Source organism: Tistrella mobilis KA081020-065 (assembly GCF_000264455.2).
Taxonomy (GTDB): Bacteria; Pseudomonadota; Alphaproteobacteria; order Tistrellales; family Tistrellaceae; genus Tistrella; species Tistrella mobilis.
Window position 1 is genome coordinate 350,299 of record NC_017957.2, and the last position, 20,005, is coordinate 370,303.

Sequence of the window (20,005 nt, forward strand, 5' to 3'; positions counted from 1 at the left end):
CGATGATCAGGCAGGTGAATGCGCATCGTCTCCGGTCCTTTCGCGCTGCCCGGCCATGGTCTGCCCCTCCATGGCCTGGATGACGGGCGGGTGGGCCTCGTGAGGCCGCACCAGCCCTGCGATCAACTCGTCTGCCCGGTGCCGCCCGGTATGGGCGCCGAGCACCGCCGCACGCGCCGCGGCGGCGATGCGCGCGCGGGCCCGGGCGTCGATGGTGGTCAGCAGGCGCACCACCTCGTCGGTGGTGTCGGCGATCAGGATTGCGTCGCTCTCGGGGAAGATCGCCTCCAGCCCGGGCTGACGGTCGCTGATCACCGGCGTGCCGCAGGCGCCGGCCTCGAACAGCCGCACGCTGGGCGACCATCCGGTCGCCATCATCTCGGCCCGTGTGACCGACAGCGTGAAGGCCGATGCGGCATAGAAGGCGGGATGGTCGGCCGGCGCGACATGGTCGACCCGCTCGACATTGGCGGGCCAATTGATATCGTCCGGATATTGCGGCCCGGCCACGATGAAGCGGCGGTCGGGCAGGCGGCGGGCCGGCTCGATCAGCAGCCGCTCCAGCCCCGGCTGACGATCGGGCGAATAGGTCCCCAGATAGCTGAGATCATAGAGCGGCCGCCCGCCCGCCGGGGCGTAACGGTCGGCATCCACCGCGCAATACAGCGGCAGCGCCCGGCGTGCGCCGTAATCGCGTTCCAGCCTGTCCAGCAGCGGGCCGCCGGTGAAGCTGAAATAGACGTCGAAAGCCGGGATCAGCATGCGCGACAGCCAGCTGCACTGGTCTTCATCCAGCCGGGCGAGTGTCACCGGCGTGTCGATGTCGTAAAAGCCGACCGGCCCGCCGGCGATGGTCATCACCCGGCGGATCACCTCGATCCCGTCGGGCACGTAAGACCCGATCAGCACCGCATCGGCCCCCGCGATCAGCGCGCGATGCCTGGTCTCCAGCTCGGCCGGGCGGTCGTAGAAGACCAGCCGGCAGAAATCCGGGTCGGCCAGGTCGCGCTGGCTCGCGTACCAGGGCACGTCGCGCTCCAGAAAGGTGACGCGATGGCCGCGGGCATGGAGGCCGCGGATCAGCGCCCGGAAGGTGGTGGCATGGCCGTTGCCCCACGACGAACTGAGCGAGAGGCCGAGAATGGTGATGTCGAGCGGGCGGGTCATGCGGCGCGTTCCCTGGCTTTCCGGTCGCTGAGCCGGCGGAGGATCTGGTCCACCTCGCGGCCGCGCCGGTCATAGGTGTGGTCCTGAACGATGCGGGCACGGGCCCGGGCGCCGATGTCCGCCGCCCGTTCCGGCATCACCTGGCCCAGCATGGCGAGCACGTCCCGGCCGTCCCTGGCCACCAGGATCTCGCGGCCCGGCTCGAAGAAGGTTTCGATGCCGGGCCAGTGATCGGTGATCAGGCAGGCGCCGGCGGCGGCGGCCTCGAAGATCCGGGTGGGGGGCGAGAAACCGCGTTCGGCCATGCTGTCGCGGTTGACGTTCAGCACCATGCGCGGGGTCACGTTGAAGGCGTTGTGGTCTGCCGTGCCGACATGGCCGATCGCGCGGACATTCTGCGGCAGCTCGTCCTGCACCCAGCCGGCACCGCCCAGGATCATCCGGCAACCAGGTGCCGCGGCCGCAGGTTCCAGGAAGAAGCGCCGCACCCGCGTTTCGCGGTCGGGCAGGCGGTTGCCGAGGAAGGCGAGATCGGCGGCGAAGCGCGGATCGGGCGCCACCGGATGATGGGTGTCCAGATCGACGGCATTGTAGACCGGCAGGCAGGCGCGGGCGCCGGCCCCGGTATAGTCGGCCACCACCCCCGGCCCGCCGCCATAGGTGAGCACGGCATCCAGCCCGGGCAGCGCCGCCGCCAGAACCCGTTCGCCGCCGGTCGCCATGGCGTGCAGCGTGGCGGGGGCGTCGACATCCCAGAACAGCCGCAGGGCATCGGGCCGGGCGGCGGTCATCACCCGGTCGAGCAACTCGTCGTCATGCACGCCGACCCCGCTCGCCTTGATCACCACATCGGCTTTGGCGGCATGGGCGACCGCCATCTCCAGCCCTTGGGCATCGGGCTGCCAGACCACCACCCGGCACCAGGCCGACGGGTCGATGTCGCGGCGTTCCTGGCGGCCGAAGGCGTCGGGCTCAAGAAACGTCACCTCGTGGCCAAGGCCCGAGAGCGCGCGGACGATGCCGCGGTAATAGGTGGCGGCACCGTTCCAGTAGCTGGACAGGATGCTGGAGCCGTAGAAGGCGATCTTCATGAGGAAACGGCCTCCGCTGCCGTGGCATGAGGGTGGACGCCAGGGGCGTGTGTTGCAGGCCGGTCGGGGGCGATCTGCCGCAGGATCTCGAACAGCTCGTCCACCCGGTGTTCGCAGCCATGGCGGGCAAGGATGGTCTCGCGGCCGTTCCGCGCCAGCTCCCGCGCCATCGCCGGGTCGTCGAGCACGGCCCGCATGGCGCGGCGCATGGCCGGGCCGTCTTCGACCCGGAGGTAGTCGGTGCCGGTGCGGAACAGCCCCTCGCTGTCGTCCCAGGGGGCGCTGATCAGCGGGATGCCTGAGGCCAGCGCCTCGAACATGCGGATGGTCGGGATGCCGGGCAGCTCGCGCGCATAGAACCGGCGGGGCACGTGGATGGTCATCCGGTGGCGGGCGAAGGTTTCGGGCACATCGGCATTGGCGATCCAACCCGGCTGGTCGATGCCGGCGCGGGCCAGCGCCACCCGCGCCGGTTCGGGATAGCGCACCCCATGGACGGTGGCCGACAGGCCGAGCGCGCGCACCGGCTCGACCAGGAATTCGTCCAGCTCCGCGCCGCGCTCGCCATCGCCCCAATTGCCGATCCAGACCAGATCGCGGCTGCGCGGGATCTGGGGATGGGGTTTGAACAGGGTCAGATCCGCCGCCTCGTGCCAGACATGGACCTGATCGGCCCAGCCATGGCGGCGCCAGGTTTCGGCCAGCACGGCGCCGAAGGCGAGCACGCCGTCATAGCCGTCCAGATCCAGCGCCGCCATCTCTTCGGGGGCCGAGACCGCCCGGTGGTGGGTGTCGTGGAACAACAGCACGAAGGGCGCGCCCCGGGCCCGCATCCGGCCCAGCCGGCGGACCAGCGCCGGATCGGTCCATTCATGGACCAGCACCAGCCCGGCGCCGTCCAGCGCCGCCTCGATCTCTTCGAAACCGCGATAGTCGATGCGGTCGATATCGGGGAAGCGGCGGGCGAAGCCCGGGGCCGGATCTTCGCCGATCGCCTCGGCCAGGTTCGACCGGCTCCACCCGCCCACCGGTTCCAGCGCCACCGCCTGGTGGCCGCGCGCGGCCAGCGCTCTCAGGATGCCGCGCTGGAAATGGGCATTGCCGTGGTTCCAGCACGAGACCACCGAATGGGTGAACATGACGACCTTCATGGCACGGCGTCTCCTCTGTCGGCGGTGTGGCGGGCGAGCACCCGGGCATAGACGGCGAGCATTGCGTCGGCCTGGCGGGCGTGGGAGAAGGTGGCGGCCCGGGTGGTGGCCAGCAGGCCCATGCGGCCCAGGGCCGCCGGGTCGCGGACCAGCCCGTCGAGCGCGTCGCGCACCGCGTGCGGGTCGTGCGGGTCGACGAAACAGGCGCAGTCGTCCCAAAGCTCGCGATGGGTGGGGATGTCGGACAGCACCAGCGCCGCACCGGCGCCGGCCGCTTCCAGCACCGACAGGCCGAAGGGTTCATAGAGCGCCAGCGAGACGAAGATCGCGGCCTCGGCCATGCGGGCGCGGAGGGCGCGATTGGGCAGGCTGCCCAGATGGGTGACATGAACCGGCCGCGGCCCAGCCCCTCCCGACCCGGCCCCTCCCGACCCCGAACTTCCTGGCCCCTCCAGCGGGCCGGCGATCTCCACCGGCCAGAGCGCGCCCTCGGCGGCGGCATCCAGAACGGTCAGGTTCTTGGCCGGATCCCACCAGCGGGCGGCGGCGAGCGCCACCTGCCGCTTCCGGCCCGCCATCACCGGCACGGCGGCATTGGGCACCACCGCCAAGTCGGGAAGCGCGCCATAGATCGCGGTCATGGCGGCGGCGAAAGCGTGGCTGGGGCTGATCACCGCATCGGCCGCCGCCAGGCCCCGGGCGGTCGCCGCACCATGCCAGGCGAGGTTGAGCGGCGGGGTCTCGCCCCGCACCGCCTGCCACCAGGTCGACAGGCAGGAATGGGCGGCGGCGATGCGCGGAAGATGCGGGCTCAGAAACGGCAGCAGCGGCGGGTTGTTGACCTGCACCAGATCGGCGCCCGCGGCGGTGACCGCGGCGGCGAGCGCCCGGCCGCTTTCGGACAGGGCCTCGGGCCCCTCGACCTGCCAGTCGAGCGGCCGGTCGATCCAGTCCAGCGCGACGCCCGCCTCATAGGCCTCGTCGCGCTGCGCTTCCGACGGCCGGGGGCCGAGGCCGATCAGCAGGGGCTCCACCACCTGCGGTGCGTCATCGGCCACCGCCAGCGCCCGGCCCTTCAGCGTGCCGGCCAGGTCGAGCGCATAGCGCCACACACCCCCCACCGCATCGGTCGTGATCACCAGATTGAGCGGCGGGCTCAGCGTCCGCATGCCGCCTCCAGCCGGTCGAGGGGTACCGGGCGTTCGTCCTGAATGTCGCTGAACCGGTCGAAGGCCGCCAGATAATGCTCATGCGCCCGTTCCCAGGCCCGGTCGTCCGGGCGGCCCCAGAGCGCGTGATATTGCGGCGAGGCGGGGTAGGGATAAAGCGGCACGGGATCATTGGCCCAGACGCCATGGGCCTGAACATGGGCGCGCCAGGCGGCGATGTCGTCCGGGTCGTCTTCGGGCGTGCCGATCAGATTGGCCTGGACGAAGGGCACATGGCGGCGGGCCTCGATCAGCAGCGCGGTCAGCTCGTCGGTGCCGATGCGGCAGCGCTTGGCCAGGGCATCGCGGCCGGCGACGGTCAGGCTTTCGACGCCCGCCTCGATCGACACGCAGCCCGCCCGGCCCAGCAGCTCCAGCATGCCGGGTTTCCAGAGGTCGATGCGGGTCTGGATGCCGAAGCGCAGATCGCGCGCGACCAGCGCCTCCAGCAGCGGCTTCTGCGGCAGGAAGATCTCGTCGATGAAATAGACGTAAGTGACGCCCTGGTCGATCAGCCGGTCGATCTCTTCCAGCACCAGATCCAGCCGACGGCGGCGATAGCCGTCGCGGAAATCCAGCTTGGCGCAGAAGCTGCAGGCATAGGGGCAGCCGCGCGAGGCCTCCACCTCGGCCCCGGGGCCGTCGGGGGCGGCGTCGAAGCGGTGGTGGTGATGGTCGTGGCGCTGCAGCCATTCGGTCGGCCAGTGCAGCGCCGGCAGATCCTTGAAGCCGCCGATATGCGGGCGGCCATTGACCAGGGTGTCGCCGCCGGTCCGCCAGGCGGTGGCGGGCACGCGGCGCATGGCCTCCAGGCCGGGCGCGGCGGCGAGGCTGGCGATCACCTCTTCGCATTCGCCCATCACCACCGCATCGGCGGTCAGCTTGCGCAGCGTCGCCCCCGGGGTGGACGAACCATGGGGCCCGACCGCGATCCGGATGCCGCCGCGGCCGCCCAGGCGGTTGAGGAAGGCGGCCGGCACCCGCAATTCGGGCGGCGCACAGCGCCAGAACAGATAGCTGGGCGCGGTGGTGACCACGGTCATGGCCGGCGCGAAGGCGGCGACGCGGGCCACCGCCGCGGCCTCGTCCAGCCCTTCGAGATGGGCGTCGATCAGCAGCACCTCGTGGCCGGCCTCGGTCAGCAGCGCACGGGCATAGCCCAGTTCCAGCGGCAGATGCGGCTCGCGGCAGCCGAAATAGATGCTGCCGTCGAAGCTCCAGGGCGGGTTGACGAGTGCGATCTTCATGCGGTGAGACTCCAATCCGCCGGTGCGGTGGCATCGGTGGCGGCGATGCCTTCCGCGACCAGCCAGTCATGCAGGTGTTTCAGCCCCGCCGCCCAGTCGATCCGGCGCTGCCAGCCGGTTTCGGCCTCCAGCCGGCGGGTATCGGCCACGAACCACAGCTGATCGCCGGTGCGCGGCCGGTCGTGATCGAGGGTGACGGGACGGCCGGTCAGGCGCCGGATCGCGTCCAGCACCGTGGTCAGGCTGACGGCATTGGCGGGGCCGCCGCCCAGGTTGAAGGCGCGGCCGGCCAGGCGGTCGATATTGCCGCGCACCGCCAGATAGGCGGCCACGGCATCGTGGACATGCAGCACGTCGCGCACCTGAAAACCGTCGCCGAACAGGGTGATGGCCTCGCCCTTGAGCGCACGGATCAGGAAATGGGCCACCCAGCCCTGATCCTCGGTGCCGAACTGGCGCGGGCCGTAGATGCAGCTCATTCTGAGCACCGCGGTCGGCAGGCCGAAGGAGGCGGCATAGTCCAGAACGTACTGATCGGCCGCTCCCTTGGAACAGCCATAGGGTGTCGCAAGGTCGAGCGGCCGGTCCTCGCCGATGCCGAAGCGGCGGAGCCCGGGATCGGCCGGCAGATGGCCGGCCGGGGTCAGCTCCGTCGCCACGTCGCCCAGATGGCCATAGACCTTGTTGGTGCTGGCGAAGACCAGCGGCGGCGGCACCGGGCGCGCGCGCAGCGCCTCCAGCAGATGCAGCGTGCCGCCGGCATTGATGGCGAAATCCTCGACCGGGGCCACCAGGCTTTCGGTCACCGCCACCTGGGCCGCCAGATGAAACACCGAGGCGGCATCGCCTGCGGCATCCCCCAGGGCATCCAGATCGCGGATATCGGCGGCATGCAGCGTCACCCGGTCGCCATGGCGGGCGCGCAGCCAGTCGACATTGGAGGCGACGCCCGGCCTCGACAAATTGTCGAAGAGCAGAACTTCCTCGCCTTTCGCGAGTAGGGCATCGGCCAGATTGGCGCCGATGAACCCGGCGCCGCCGGTGATCAGCACCGGGGCGGCGGCACGCTGCGATACCGCCCCCGCCTCGCGGGTGGTGGCGATCTTGCGGCGCACCGCTTCCACCCCGCCCCGGCGCAGCAGCCGGGCCAGCAGCTTGTCGCGGCCGCGGGTGTCGAGCACGCCCATATGGTAGTGCCGGATGTCGAAGCCGCGGCCTTCCTGGATGGCGGTCTCGGCCGGCAGATCTTGCAGCGCATACCAGTAGAGCCGGTCGGCCGGGGCATCCAGCGCATCGAGGAAGCGGCGGGCCTGTTCGCGCTGATCATGGCGCCAGGTCGAATAGCCGGCCTCGGTGATCCAGATCTGGGCGTCGGGGCGGTAGCGGTCCAGCAGCGTGCGCAGCTGGCCGATATGCGCCTCCCAGCCGCCCCAGACCCCCGCCTCGCTGTCCCAGGTGCCGGGAAACCCGTGCAGGCCCACGGCCGAGACGGTGCCCAGGATGCCGCGTTCGCCCATCAACTCCAGCCAGGCCATGTCGAAGGGGCAGGGCCCCCCCAGCACCACCGGCCAGCCGCGCTTTTCCGCCCACCAGGCGGCGGCGCCGATCATCTCGCAGAAGATCGACCAGTCGCGATCCACCCGCCAGTCCCAGTCGAGCAGGTTGTTGGGCTCGTTCCAAAGCTCGATCCGCGGGAAATGGCGGCCGTGGCGGGTCAGGACATGGTCGACGAAATCGGCCAGATCCCGCGGCCGCCGCGGCGGGCCCGAGGCGGTGCCGGTGACCGAGAGCGAGGGCGGGGTATAATGGATGCAGGGCAGCACCTCCACCCGGGCGGCCAGCGTCGGCAGCAGCCAGTCGTACCAGTCCTGGCCGCCCTCGGCGTGATAATCGGCCCAGGAGAGATGCGTGCGCAGCCACGACACGCCCATCGCCTCCATATGGTCCAGGCAGGCATGCACGCGGTCGTGATCGCCGGGCCGGAACCATTCGGTCAGGCCGAAGGCGGGGCCGGATGGATTGTGATCGGGGGGAAGCGCCGTCATACCACCAGCCCCCGCGTCTCCAGCTCGCGCCGGGCATCGGCGACGCGGTCGGCCGCCTGCTGGGTGGACACCCAGCGCACCAGTTCGAACACCGTCTCTTCCAGCGGCAATTGCGGCTCGAAGCCGAGACGGGTGCGGGCATGGGTGATGTCGGCGATGCAGTGGCGCACGTCGCCGACCCGCGATTTCTGCAGGATTTCGGGGACAAGATCGTCGCGATCCATGGCGCGCGCCAGCAGGCGTGCCACGCCTGAGACGGTATAGACCCGGCCGCTTGCGATGTTGAACACCTCGCCGCCGATGCCGGGGGTTTCCAGCGCCAGGCGGAAGGCGCGGGCGACGTCGCGGACATGGACGAAATCGCGCTGCTGTTCGCCGTCTTCGAAGACCAGCGGCGGCTGGCCGTTGAGCAGCCGGCCGGCGAAGATCGCCAGCACCCCGGTATAGGGGTTGGACAGCATCTGCCCGGGGCCGAAGGTGTTGAACAACCTGAGCGCCACGGCATCGATGCCATAGGCGGCGCCCAGCATCAGGGTCAGCCGTTCCTGATCGTATTTGGTGAGGGCATAGACCGAATTGAGGTCGGGGCGCTTGCTCTCGGGCGTCGGCGCCGGCACGAGCGGCCGGCCGTCGGGTGCCACAGGATCCCAGCGGCCGGCCTTCACCTCGTCCGCCACCCGGCGGACGTCATCCACCGCAGCGCCATCCCCGGCCGTGCGGTACAGCCCCTCGCCGTAAATGCTCATCGACGAGGCGACGATCAGGCGGCGGATGCCCGCCTTGACCAGCTGCTGCATCAGCACCGCGGTGCCGAAGCTGTTGACCGACACATAGCGGTCGATCTCGTACATGCTCTGGCCGACACCGACATCGGCGGCCAGATTGATCACCGCATCCACGCCATCCAGCGTGCGGGCGACCAGATCGGCATCACGGATGTCGCCCCGCACGAAGTCGACCGCAGGCGGCAGGCCGCCATCCGGGGACGGATCGGGGCCATGCGCCTGGTCGATCAGGCTGTCCAGCACGCGGACACGATGCCCGGCGCCGAGCAGTTCGGTGCAGACGTGGCGGCCGATGAAACCGGCGCCACCGGTGACGAGGACTGTACTCATGCGGCAACTTCCCGGAGGTCGTCTTCCCTGAAGGGCCGGACCGTCCGGCCCGGTGTCTGACAATCAACCGGCCGGGGAAGAAAAGGTTGCCTCTGAGCAAGATGCCGTTGAAGACGAAGCCGTCAGGTGGAGAAGAAGAGGAAGATGCCGCGCGCGCCCTCAGGCGCCGGACCCTCAGGCGCCGGACCCTCAGGCGTCGGACCCTCAGGCGTCGGGGCGCGCCGGCCGCCGGTCGGTGTCGTCCGCAGCGATACGGCTGCGACGGCTGCCACCGGTGATGTCGTCAAGGAAGTCGTGTTCGTCCTCGCTGTCGAGCAGGCGGAGCAGGGCCGTGCGGGCCCGGCTGACCCGGCTCTTGATCGTGCCGAGGGCGCAGCCGCAGATTTCCGCGGCCTCTTCGTAACTCATGCCGCCGCCACCCACGAGCATCAGTGCCTCGCGCTGATCGGCGGGAAGCTTGCGGACGGCCTCTTCGACCATGCGCAGCTTCATCGACCATTCCTGAGCCGGCTTGACATGCACGCCGGGCAGATCCTCCACCACCAGCACGGGTTCACGCTGCTGCTTGTGATAAAGGGTGTAGAAGGTGTTGCGCTGGATGGTGAACAGCCAGGCGCGAAGGTTGGTGCCGGCGGTGAACTGGCCGGCATTGGCGATCGCCTTCGTCAGCGTTTCCTGAACCAGATCATCCGCTTCGCACGGATTCCTGGTCAGCGATCGGGCGAAGGCGCGCAAGGACGGGATCAAGGCAACGATTTCATCCTGAACGACCTGTTGGTGATGTTCCATCATGCGTGGCCCCTGTCCATTGTCATCGGGTCCGTGGTGGCTATCGGCTTTGGCGTGTCCGGGTGTCGGCGGAACCGGCTGGTGCCTCCGCTCCAGGGCGGGGCCGCCGGAAGATGTGGCGCGACCGGATGCGGCCTCCCTGCCGCCGGCCTGGAGTGGATCAGTCTGCGCGCCGTGCTGTGGCATCCGTATGTCCTCCCTGTTTCAACGGGTGGTCGCGGATCGTCGCGTGGTCATGACCCGAATTTGCGTGGCATTTCAGGCAAAAGGAGCCGATCTGCACCGGTTCCTCCGCCCCTCCCGGTCAGCGGTAGATCCTTCTGCAAAATGCGAGGATATTCACCGCAGCAGCGGGGAGGAATTGACCCACTCAGGAACCTTAATGCGGCCGCGGTAAGGATTCTTTAATCTAGTTTAACCGTTCCCGTGGTCACATGTGGCGTTTCACGAATTGTTGATGTGGTTGATATCACGGGATTTTCCCGGGCGACTCTCCCGGGGGCCCCAAATCGGGCGCGGCGGAGCGGCGGACGAGCGGGGCGCGGTTCGCCCGCAGATTGAGGGTTCGTGCCCGCCTCGGGGTAGGGGGTTCGGCCAGATGAGACTGACAATTGCAATCGGCCACGATGTGGTTGCCCGAGGTGCGATTCATCGCACCAACAGTTCCACGGCCACGATCATGCCCATAAATATAATCGTTATGACACCAACCAGATAAAGCCCGCGGGGCAACCGCCGCGGTTGGCCACCGGGGGAGGGTTCCAGCCGGTCGCCGTCCAGCCCGGGGGCCGAAACCGGGTGATGAACCGTCTCTGCCGTCGCCGCGGCCGCGATGTCTGCCCCCTGGGGCGGCGTGCCCGCCGCTTCGTCATCGGTGCCGAGCGGCGCGGCGGCGGGGTCGACCACCGGCACCTTGTCGCCCGTCTGCCCCCGATCGATCCGGTCGCGCAGCTCCGCACTGGTCGGCGGCGCATCCGGCCGCACCGGCGGCAGATCCCCTGGTGCCGGCGCGATCGGCGCCGGATGCTCGCCCGAGGGCCGGGTGTCGCGCGGATCACGCGCGCCCGCTTCCATGTCGCGCGGATCACGCGCGCGCGCTTCCATGTCGCGCGGGTCTTGCGCGCAGTTTCTGGCTTCGGTGTCGCGCGGGTCGGTCATGATGTCATATCTCCGCAGACGGGGGCTCTTCGCCCGTCAATCCGCTGCGGGGGCGGCTGTTCCGCCGGGGAGCGTGTCACGATATCCCCGCCCCTTCTCCCCCCGCGCCAGCGCCGCCGCGACGGCCCTTATGTCCGCATCCGACAGGCCGCTCGCGGCGCGGGTCATCACCTCGGCGCGGGGGCCGCCGCCGCGGGTGCCGGCGCGCCAGAGGTGGAGCTGGGTGGCGAGATAGCCGGCATCCTGGCCGGCGAGGCGAGGGATGCCGGGTTTGGGGTCGGCGCCGCCCGCACCGTGGCAGGCGCTGCAGGCGGGCACGCGGGCTTCAGGCATGCCGTCGGAGATGATCGCGGCACCCTGGGCCAGCCGCTCGGGATCGGCGTGGGCGGCGGGGTCCGGTTCCGGTCGTTGGCCGGCATAGTGGCGGGCGAGGCGGGCGATGGTGTCGTCGTCGAGACCGGCGGTCGCGACCTGCATGATGCCGCCGTCGCGGCGGCCGTCGCGGAAATCGATCAGTGTCGCCGCCAGATAATCGGTCCGCTGGCCGCCGATCACCGGCACCGCGCCGCCGTCGGACCCGCCATCCGTGCCGTGGCAGGCCACACATCCGGCCCGGGCGGGCAGGCTGTCGCCGGCGTCCGCCGTGGCGGCGCGGCCGGAAAGCTGCGCATAATCGGCTGCGTCCATCTGCGGCAGGGCGCGCAGGAAGGCGACCATCGCCCAGACCTCGTCGTCGCGCGCCGGCGCCGGCCAGGCGGGCATGCCGCTGAATTTGATGCCATGGCCGACGATGCGGAACAGCTCGGCCGGGCTCCAGGCATCGGCGGCGTGTTCAAGCCCGGGCGGGCGCGGGGTCATGTTGAAGGGCAGTGGCCCGGCCGGGGCGCCCGGCGCGCCATGGCAGAAGCGGCAGGCGGTTTCGAAATGGCCGGCGGCGCGGCGCACCAGAACCGGGTCGTCGACCTCGGCGGGCGTTTCGACGAACAGCGCATCGGTGCGCACGGAATTCTGCATCACCCAATGCAGGAACCAGGCGGTGATCCGCCAATGGCCCGAACTGGCGGTGACCGGCATCAGCCCGGCCCAGAGCGCCACCAGCGCCGCAGCGGCCAGCCCGCCCAGGCCGTAGAGCAGGTGGCGGAGACGGATCCTGCGGTTCATGGCATGGTCCCCTCACCCTGGCTGTCGCGGAACAGCCGCGCCATCAGCGCCACCCCCCCGATCAGATAGGCGAGCCCGCCGCCCAGCAGCATGATCACGCCCCCGGCCTGCTGGTCGGCGATCAGCTGCGCCGGATCGACCCCGGTGCCATGCAGCCCGGCAAGGCCGTGGGTGTAGAGCGGCCGGCCGGCGAAAGCGATCAGCGCGCCCAGCAGGGTCATGTGCATCGAGGTCAGCAGCAGGCCGACGGTGCCGAGGGCGGCACGGCGGGACCGGCCATCCGTCTCACCGCCTGCCAGGCCGTGGCCGAGACAGGCGGTCCAGACCCAGAGCCCGACGGTCAGGAAGCTCAGCTGTTCGGCGGCATGGGCGATGGGATCGGTGCGGGCGGCGGCATGCAGGGCCGGCAGGTGCCAGCCCCAGACCGTGACGAATTCCGCCGCCGAGGCGATCAGCGGCCCGAAGAGCACCGGGTGGCGCGCCGACGGGTCGAAGCGCGTGCCGGCAATGCCGGCGGCGAGCAGCGGCGCCACCACCGCCACCAGCCCCATATGCACCGCCATATGGGCGGCGAAATCCTGCTGCGAGGCCCGCATCAGCGGCCCGCCCCAGAGCAGCGCCAGCAGGATGAGCCCGGTTGCCACCAGCACCCGGCGCATCATCGGCAATCCGGGATGAACACGGCCGGCAGGCTGGTGAAGATCACCGCCACGAAGCTCAACGCCGCGACCAGGAAGGTGGCTGCCCCCATCTGGCGCATGCGGGCGCCCCGGGTCGGGTCGTCATGGGGGGGTGTGTCGGTGGTGAAGCCGGTATGGCGGTGGGCGGCGCGGGCCGCCAGCACGATGAAGACCAGCGCCGCCGCGGTGGCAGCGGCGATCACCAGCCGCACGGTGCCGAGATCCCACCCCTTGGCGCAGGCGATGGCGGCCAGGATATAGGCGGTCAGGAAATGCAGCGCCCAGACGGTGGGCGGGGCGAGCAGGGTGACGATGGTGGCGCGGTCGGGGCGGGTCAGCATGGATGGCTCTCCCCTCAGCCGGTCGCCAGCGGGAACAGGCCGATCACCGCCATGGTGATGGCGAGCGTGGCCGTAGCGAAATGCCAGTAGAGCGCGACGTTCTGGATGTCGATGTCATGGACCGGCGTCATGTGGCCGGCAAGGCTGCGGGCCAGGCAGTAGAGCTGCATCAGCACGCCCGCCGCCAGATGCAGCGCGGTCCAGATCACCAGCACCCAGACGGTCGCGTCATAGACATGCACCACGGGGTCGAGCCCGGTGGTCAGGATGGCGGCGGCCCCGGCGGCGATGGAGGCGAGCGCCAGAACTGCGCCTGCCCCCAGCGCCAGCCTTGCCGTCATCACCCGGCCGGTGCGGTTGGTGTGGCGGGCGGCCAGCACCGCCGCCCAGGCGGCAAGCCCGGTTGCCGCCGCGATGCCCGGCCAGGCGAGCCCCGGGCCGGTCGCCTGGGGCGGCGGGAATTCGGCATGGATGGTCCAGTAGAAGAAATAGCCGAAGACCAGGCTGATGAAGGCGGTGGCATCGCCGACCATGGTGATGCACATCGCCCACCAGCCGACTGAACGCGGCCCCGAGGCATAGAGCGGCAGGGTCAGCCCGCGGCCGACATCCATCATGGCCGCCTCGGGCGGGCGGGCGGTGCCGGTCCAGAGCCAGCCCAGGATCACGCCGATGCCGATGATCCCGCCGGCCGCCGCCAGCCACCACCATTCGAAGGTGGCGGCGATGAAGCAGGTGCCGATGAAGATGGCGGCGGCGAGCGGGCGGAAGGAATTGGCCGGCAGGCGCTGCACCTGTTCGGGCGTCGCATCCAGCACGCCGGTGATCAGGGTCTCGCGCTTGCCCGCGGCGGCGTCGGGCAGATAGCCCTGGCCGCGGTCCATCTCGTCGAGCACGCCCGGCTGATCCCAGAGGGGATAGCGGCTGGAGATCTGCGGCACCGAGCGCACGCCCCAGGCCTCGTCGGTGGTCTCGGCCGTCCATTCCAGCGTGCCGGCATTCCAGGGATTGCGCGGCGCGGGTGGGCCGTGGCGCAGGGCGCGGACCACGTCCACCACCACTACAAGCACCCCGATTGCCATAATATAGGCACCAAAGGTAGAAATCAGATTCAGCCAGTCCCAGCCATGGCCGGCGGGATAGGTGAAGACCCGCCGCGGCATGCCGCGCAGCCCGGTGAAATGCATCGGCAGGAAGGTGATGTTGAAGCCGGTGAAGATCAGCCAGAAGGCCCATCTGCCGAGCCGGTCGGACAGCATGCGCTTCGTGGCGAAAGGGAAGAAGTAGTAGAGCCCGGCGATCAGCGGCAGCAGCATGCCGCCGATCAGGGTGTAGTGCAGATGGGCGACGACAAAATGGGTGTCGTGGGCCTGCCAGTCGAAGGGGGCCAGCGCCACCATCACCCCGGTCAGCCCGCCGAAGACGAAGACTGCGAGCGCGCCGGCCGCGAACAGCATCGGCACCGAAAAGATCACCCGGCCGGTGGCCATGGTGGCGATGAACACGAAGATCTGCACGCCGGTCGGGATCGCCACCGCTTCGGATGCCGCCGAGAAGAAGCCCAGCGACAGCGCCGGCAGGCCGGTGGTGTACATGTGATGGGCCCAGAGCCCGAAGCTGAGGAAACCGGTGCCGACGGCGGCCAGCACGATCCAGCCATAGCCGGTGATCGGCACCTGGGAGAAGGTCGGCACGATCATCGCCATCAGCGCGATCGAGGGCAGGAAGATGATGTAGACCTCCGGATGGCCGAAGATCCAGAACAGATGCTGCCACAGCACCGGGTCGCCGCCGCGGTCGGGGTCGAAGAACGGCCAGTCGAACATCCGTTGCAGTTCGAACAGGATGTCGCCGGCGATCAGCGGCGGGAAGGCGAACAGGATCATCCCGGCCACGATCAGCACATACCAGCAATAGAGCGGCATCAGATGGATGCGCATGCCCGGCGGCCGGCATTTCAGCACGCCGACGATCAGCTCCACCGCCGCCGCGATCGAGGCGACCTCGATGAAGGACAGGCCGAGCAGCCAGATATCCGCGCCGATCCCGGCCAGATCCTTGTTGGTGGCGAGCGGCGGATACATGAACCAGCCGCTGGCCGGTGCGGCATCGAAAAAGATCGAGCCGGCGACGAACACCCCGCCGATCAGGAAGCACCAGAAACCGAAGGCCGAGAGCCTGGGAAAGGGCAGGTCGCGCGCCGCCAGCATCTGCGGCAGCAGCAGAATGGCCACCGCTTCGAAGATCGGCACGGCGAAGAGGAACATCATCATCGTGCCGTGCAGCGTGAAGGCCTGGTTGTAGAATTCCGGGGTGACCAGGTCGTTCTCGGGCACGGCCAGCTGGGCGCGGACGATCAGCGCCAGCACGCCGGCGAACAGGAAGAAGCCGAAAGAGGTGACGATGTACCAGATGCCGACCTCGGTATTGTTCACCGCCGACCAGTAGCGCCAGCCCCGGGGCGTGGCCCAGACACGGCGCAGACGCGCCGCCTGTGCCTCGGCAAGCTGCTCGCGGGAGAGATCGTCACTCATTGCAATCCCTCCAGATAGGCGGCAAGGGCCGAGAGGTCGTCATCGCCGATCCCGCCATAGGCCGGCATCAGCACGCCGGGTTTGACCGTGCCGGTGGCCGAAATGAAGTCGGCGATATGGTCGGCCGTGTTGGGCAGGATGCCGGCGCCGATGCTGTGCCGGCTGCCCAGATGGGTGAGATCGGGGCCGATCGTGCCCCGGGCGGCCGTGCCGCGGATGCTGTGGCAGGCGCCGCAGCCCTGCTCGTCGAACACTTCCGCCCCGCGCGTCGCCGCGCTGCCCGGGGCGGGCGGGGCGGCATCCCGGCTTTCGGCGGCCAGCCAGCGGGCGAAATCTTCCGCCGGCATCACCTCGGCGGTGAAGGCCATCAGCGTGTGGCCGGTGCCGCAGAATTCGGCGCAGGCGCCGCGATAGAGGCCGGGCTTCACCGGCTTCAGCAGCTGGCGGGTCACGCGCCCCGGGATCATGTCGGTCTTGCCCGCGATCGACGGCAGCCAGAAGGAATGGATGACGTCGGGGCTGGTCAGCTCCAGCTCGACCACCGCGCCCGCCGGCAGGCGCAACTCGTTGGCCGAAACCACCGGCGGGCCGTCTTCGGGCAGATAGGTCACCCGCCACCAGAACTGTTCGCCCTGAACCCGGATCTTCAGGTCACCGCCGCCGGCCCGCAATTCCGGCATCAGCCTGAGACCATGGGCGAGCAGCAGGGTCAGCACGATGGTGGGGAAGATCGCACCGGCGCCGATGATGAACCATTGCGCCCGGTTCTGGCTGACCGGCGGGCCCTTGCGGCGTGCCGTGGCGATGGCGGTGGCCATCACGCCGGTCCAGATCACGGCGGCACCGGCCAGCATGATCCAGAACAGCGTTGCCACCCGATCGGCGGCCTCGCCGGCGGGGTCGAGCGTCGATTGCATGCCTGAGCAGCCGGCGAGTGCCGCGCCCGTGGCGGCGATGGCCCAGCTCCGCGGGGATGTGCGGGCGGCCGGGCTGCGCCGTCCGGGCGTCACGGCTTCGAGCGTCACGGCGATCAGCCTCCCCCGTCATCGGCGGCGGGTGGCAGGGCATAGGCGATGATCGCATCCCCCGCCTTTGTCCCCAGCGAGCCATGGCCGCCGGCCACCACCAGCAGATATTGCCGGCCGTCGGGGCCCCGATAGGACATCGGCGTCGCCTGGCCGCCGGCCGGCAGCCGGTCTTCCCAGAGCCGCCGGCCGGTTTCGAGGTCGAAGCCACGGACATAGTAGTCGATAGTGCCGCTCATGAAGGCGACGCCGCCGGCGGTGACCAGCGGCCCGCCCAGATCGGGCACGCCCATTTCGAAGGGCAGCGGCACCGGGGCGCGGTCGCGGACCGTGCCGTTCAGATGCATCCAGGCTATGTCACCGGTGCGCAGATCCGCCGCGGCGACATAGCCCCAGGGCGGTGCCTGGCAGGGCAGGCCGAGCACGGGCGACAGCATCGGGCCGATATCGACCGCGAAGGGCGCGCCGAAATTCTCGTTGAGCCCCGGCTCGCCATCCGAGACATAGGTCCGGTCGTCATCCGTGCGCCGGATCAGCCGGATGACGAAGGCGAGATAAGAGGGCGTGGCCACCACCACCTGCCGTTCCGGATCGACCGCGACGCCGCCCCAGTTGAACACGCCGAAATTCCCCGGATAGACCAGCGTGCCCCGTTCCGAAGGCGGGGTATAGGCACCCCGATAGTCCAGGCTGCGATAGCGGATCCGGCAGGCGAGCTGATCGAACATGGTGGCGCCCCACATATCGGCCTCGGCCAGCGGCGGCGGCCGGAACGACAGGGCGGAGGCGGGCTGGGTGGGGGCGGCGTAATCACCCTCTGCCGCCCCTTGAGCGGCGGGTTCTTCGGTGACCGGCAGGATCGGTTCGCCGGTGCGACGGTCGAGCACGAAAATGTCGCCCTGTTTGGTGGGCTGAACCAGCGCCGGAACGGGACCATTGGGCATATCGAGATCCACCAGTGTCGGCTGGGCCGGCACGTCGCGGTCCCAGAGATCGTGATGCACGGTCTGGAACACCCAGCGCACCCGGCCGCTCGCCAGATCCAGCGCCGTCACCGATGACGAAAACCGCTCGGCAGCCTCGGAGCGCCGGCCGCCCCACTGGTCGGGCGGCTGGTTGCCGATCGGCAGATAGACCAGCCCCAGCGCTTCATCGACCGAGGCGACCGACCAGACATTGGGGGAATTGGCGGTATAGCTGGCGCCCTTTGCGAGCGGTTCGGTCGCCTCGGGATTGCCGGTGTCGAAATTCCACACCAGCGCGCCGGTCTCGACGTCATAGGCCCTGACCACGCCCGAGGGCTCGGTCACCGAGACATTGTCGTTCACGGCACCGCCCACGATCAGCAGATTGCGGGTCACCACCGGCGGCGAGGTCGAATAATAGAAGCCCGGCTCGACATTGGGCATGCCGCGCCAGAGGTCGATCTGGCCGTTGTCGCCGAAATCCGTGCAGACCCGGCCGGTGGCGGCATCGAGCGCGATCAGCCGGGCATCGGCCGTCGGCATGAAGATCCGCCGCGCGCAGGGCGTCGCGGGATCCGCGCCCTCGCGGGCGTGATACGACACGCCCCGGCAGGTGAGGTGCTGGCGGTTGATGTTGTCGGGAACCTCGGGGTCGAAGCGCCAGCGCTCCCGGCCGGTGCCGGCATCCAGCGCGATGACGTAATTATGCGGCGTGCACAGATAGAGGGTGTCGTCGATCTTGAGCGGCGTGACCTGATAGGTGGTCTCGACCGGATCGGTCGGCCGGCGCATGTCGCCGGTGTGATAAGTCCACGCGACCTTCAGCCGGTCGACATTGCGGGGGGTGATGTCGCCGAGCGGGCTGTAGCGCTGCCCCGCCGCGGTGCGGCCATAGGCGTGCCAATCGCCCGCCGGAACGCCCCCGCCTGCCGGCATCCCGCCCTCGTCGGGCGTCAGCTCCGCCACCCGCTCCATAGACAGCCTGCCCGAAATGCCGTGAGAGGGGGTGGCCATCGCGATCCCGGCCACCACCACCGCCAGCACCAGCGATGCCGCCAGCGGCAGGCCGCCGGGGGCAAGGCTGCGCGTGCCCAGCCGCCGGGTGATCCAGGGCATCCAGAGCCAGAGGCCCAGCAGCACGATCACATCGCCGCGCGGCGCCAGCTGCCACCAGTCGAAGCCCACCTCGATCAGCGCCCAGACCAGCGTGCCGGCCACGATCGCCGCATAGACATGCAGCGCGGCAGCCCGCCGCCGGTGCAGCAGCCAGGCGGTGACCAGGAAACCCAGCCCGGCCAGCAGATAATACCACGACCCGCCCATGGCCCCGAGCCAGCCGCCGGCGCCGATCAGCCCCAGCGCGATCAGCAGGAACAGGATCGCGGTGGCGGTGATCAGCCAGGACCGCGTGCGTGTTTCAGGCGTCGGCTCGGCCATGGGATCCCCTCCGCGTCGAACTGCCGGCGAAGGGTCAACGCGGGCAGGGGGCGAAGGTTCCATGTCATGGGCCGTCGTGGGGATGCGCACATCCCGATCTGCCACCGCCCGATCCCGGTCCAGGCCAGAACCAGCCTGAGCAGTGTTTCTCCGCCCCGGATCTGCCGCGGCCGCTCGTCATGGATCCGGACGGATGGCAGGGGGCAGGTCAGCGCCTGTGCGTGAAGGCGGCGGGGCAAAAGAAGCGAAGGCTCCCGTTGCTGGGGAGCGGTTTCGGGCCGCGCCCGCAAGGATGCGACTCTTGTCGACGACAGCCTCAATCTGAGACTGCCCGCTTCAATCCACGCACCCGCAAGGGTGCGACTCGCCTACGCCGAGTTGCCGGATCCCATCGCCGGGTTTCAATCCACGCACCCGCAAGGGTGCGACCTGATCTTCCACCGACACCCCCATCCAGACGTTCGGTTTCAATCCACGCACCCGCAAGGGTGCGACCCTATATCGGCAGCGATGCCGACAAGGAGGCCAAGTTTCAATCCACGCACCCGCAAGGGTGCGACGCGGGGAGGGGGCTACCTCCACCTGGGGTCACGCGTTTCAATCCACGCACCCGCAAGGGTGCGACGGCGTAAATCTCTATTCGGCATCTGAAGTCTCTGTTTCAATCCACGCACCCGCAAGGGTGCGACTGGAGATAGCCCGGGGACAGCGCCTCTTGCAGGTTGTTTCAATCCACGCACCCGCAAGGGTGCGACCACTCCTCAGCCGAATAGTATCCCCCGCCCGGAGGGTTTCAATCCACGCCCCCGCAAGGGTGCGACCGTCATGGACGGCTACCGCGATGAGACATTGCGGTTTCAATCCACGCACCCGCAAGGGTGCGACGCCGAT

General features: G+C 69.6%; 15 protein-coding genes and 1 CRISPR repeat array (1 of these 16 cut by a window edge). All 15 genes read right to left on the reverse strand.

The genetic code is table 11. The features are described from left to right. Positions 1-6 precede the first annotated feature (6 nt). The 15 genes from TMO_RS19475 to TMO_RS19545 all read right to left on the reverse strand — a co-directional run bounded on the left by TMO_RS19475 (position 7) and on the right by TMO_RS19545 (position 19,114). On the reverse strand, positions 7-1,167 hold the full coding sequence (locus TMO_RS19475) for a glycosyltransferase family protein (protein ID WP_014747400.1): 1,161 nt from the start codon (positions 1,165-1,167) through the stop codon (positions 7-9). Next, positions 1,164-2,258: a glycosyltransferase family protein gene (locus TMO_RS19480; RefSeq protein WP_014747401.1), complete on the reverse strand. Its 1,095-nt coding sequence runs from the start codon at positions 2,256-2,258 to the stop codon at positions 1,164-1,166. Before TMO_RS19480 ends, TMO_RS19475 begins: the two co-directional genes overlap by 4 nt. Further along, on the reverse strand, positions 2,255-3,409 hold the full coding sequence (locus TMO_RS19485; protein WP_014747402.1) for a glycosyltransferase family protein: 1,155 nt from the start codon (positions 3,407-3,409) through the stop codon (positions 2,255-2,257). Before TMO_RS19485 ends, TMO_RS19480 begins: the two co-directional genes overlap by 4 nt. Further along, entirely contained in the window at positions 3,406-4,578 is a 1,173-nt protein-coding gene (locus TMO_RS19490) for a glycosyltransferase (RefSeq protein ID WP_014747403.1), read from the reverse strand. The genes TMO_RS19485 and TMO_RS19490 overlap by 4 nt, the downstream gene beginning before the upstream one ends. Further along, positions 4,566-5,864 carry a TIGR04295 family B12-binding domain-containing radical SAM protein gene (locus tag TMO_RS19495; protein WP_014747404.1) on the reverse strand — a complete coding sequence of 433 codons (1,299 nt, stop codon included), beginning with the start codon at positions 5,862-5,864 and terminating at the stop codon, positions 4,566-4,568. Before TMO_RS19495 ends, TMO_RS19490 begins: the two co-directional genes overlap by 13 nt. Then, positions 5,861-7,909, reverse strand: coding sequence for an NAD-dependent epimerase/dehydratase family protein (locus TMO_RS19500; RefSeq protein ID WP_014747405.1), 2,049 nt, complete (start codon positions 7,907-7,909; stop codon positions 5,861-5,863). Before TMO_RS19500 ends, TMO_RS19495 begins: the two co-directional genes overlap by 4 nt. Beyond that, on the reverse strand, positions 7,906-9,024 hold the full coding sequence (locus TMO_RS19505) for an NAD-dependent epimerase/dehydratase family protein (RefSeq protein WP_014747406.1): 1,119 nt from the start codon (positions 9,022-9,024) through the stop codon (positions 7,906-7,908). Before TMO_RS19505 ends, TMO_RS19500 begins: the two co-directional genes overlap by 4 nt. A gap of 204 nt (positions 9,025-9,228) precedes the next feature. After that, positions 9,229-9,999 (reverse strand): sigma-70 family RNA polymerase sigma factor, encoded by a 771-nt coding sequence (locus TMO_RS19510; protein ID WP_228382335.1) that lies wholly within the window; start codon positions 9,997-9,999, stop codon positions 9,229-9,231. 462 nt (positions 10,000-10,461) lie between these two features. Next, positions 10,462-10,971 carry a hypothetical protein gene (locus tag TMO_RS19515; protein ID WP_014747408.1) on the reverse strand — a complete coding sequence of 170 codons (510 nt, stop codon included), beginning with the start codon at positions 10,969-10,971 and terminating at the stop codon, positions 10,462-10,464. Positions 10,972-11,007: 36 nt separating this feature from the next. Then, positions 11,008-12,132: a c-type cytochrome gene (locus tag TMO_RS19520; RefSeq protein ID WP_014747409.1), complete on the reverse strand. Its 1,125-nt coding sequence runs from the start codon at positions 12,130-12,132 to the stop codon at positions 11,008-11,010. Continuing rightward, positions 12,129-12,794: a cytochrome c oxidase assembly protein gene (locus TMO_RS19525; protein ID WP_014747410.1), complete on the reverse strand. Its 666-nt coding sequence runs from the start codon at positions 12,792-12,794 to the stop codon at positions 12,129-12,131. The genes TMO_RS19520 and TMO_RS19525 overlap by 4 nt, the downstream gene beginning before the upstream one ends. Further along, the gene (locus tag TMO_RS19530) at positions 12,791-13,153 is read right to left on the reverse strand and encodes a hypothetical protein (RefSeq protein ID WP_014747411.1); all 363 of its coding nucleotides are present in this window, start codon (positions 13,151-13,153) and stop codon (positions 12,791-12,793) included. Before TMO_RS19530 ends, TMO_RS19525 begins: the two co-directional genes overlap by 4 nt. A 14-nt stretch (positions 13,154-13,167) precedes the next feature. Then, positions 13,168-15,687 (reverse strand): cytochrome c oxidase subunit I, encoded by a 2,520-nt coding sequence (gene ctaD, locus TMO_RS19535; protein WP_014747412.1) that lies wholly within the window; start codon positions 15,685-15,687, stop codon positions 13,168-13,170. After that, positions 15,684-16,712 carry a c-type cytochrome gene (locus TMO_RS19540; RefSeq protein WP_014747413.1) on the reverse strand — a complete coding sequence of 343 codons (1,029 nt, stop codon included), beginning with the start codon at positions 16,710-16,712 and terminating at the stop codon, positions 15,684-15,686. Before TMO_RS19540 ends, ctaD begins: the two co-directional genes overlap by 4 nt. 5 nt (positions 16,713-16,717) lie before the next feature. Continuing rightward, positions 16,718-19,114, reverse strand: coding sequence for a glucose/quinate/shikimate family membrane-bound PQQ-dependent dehydrogenase (locus TMO_RS19545; protein WP_014747414.1), 2,397 nt, complete (start codon positions 19,112-19,114; stop codon positions 16,718-16,720). 333 nt (positions 19,115-19,447) lie between these two features. Then, positions 19,448-20,005: a CRISPR direct-repeat array (repeat unit 31 nt; unit sequence GTTTCAATCCACGCACCCGCAAGGGTGCGAC) (it continues 383 nt past the right edge of the window).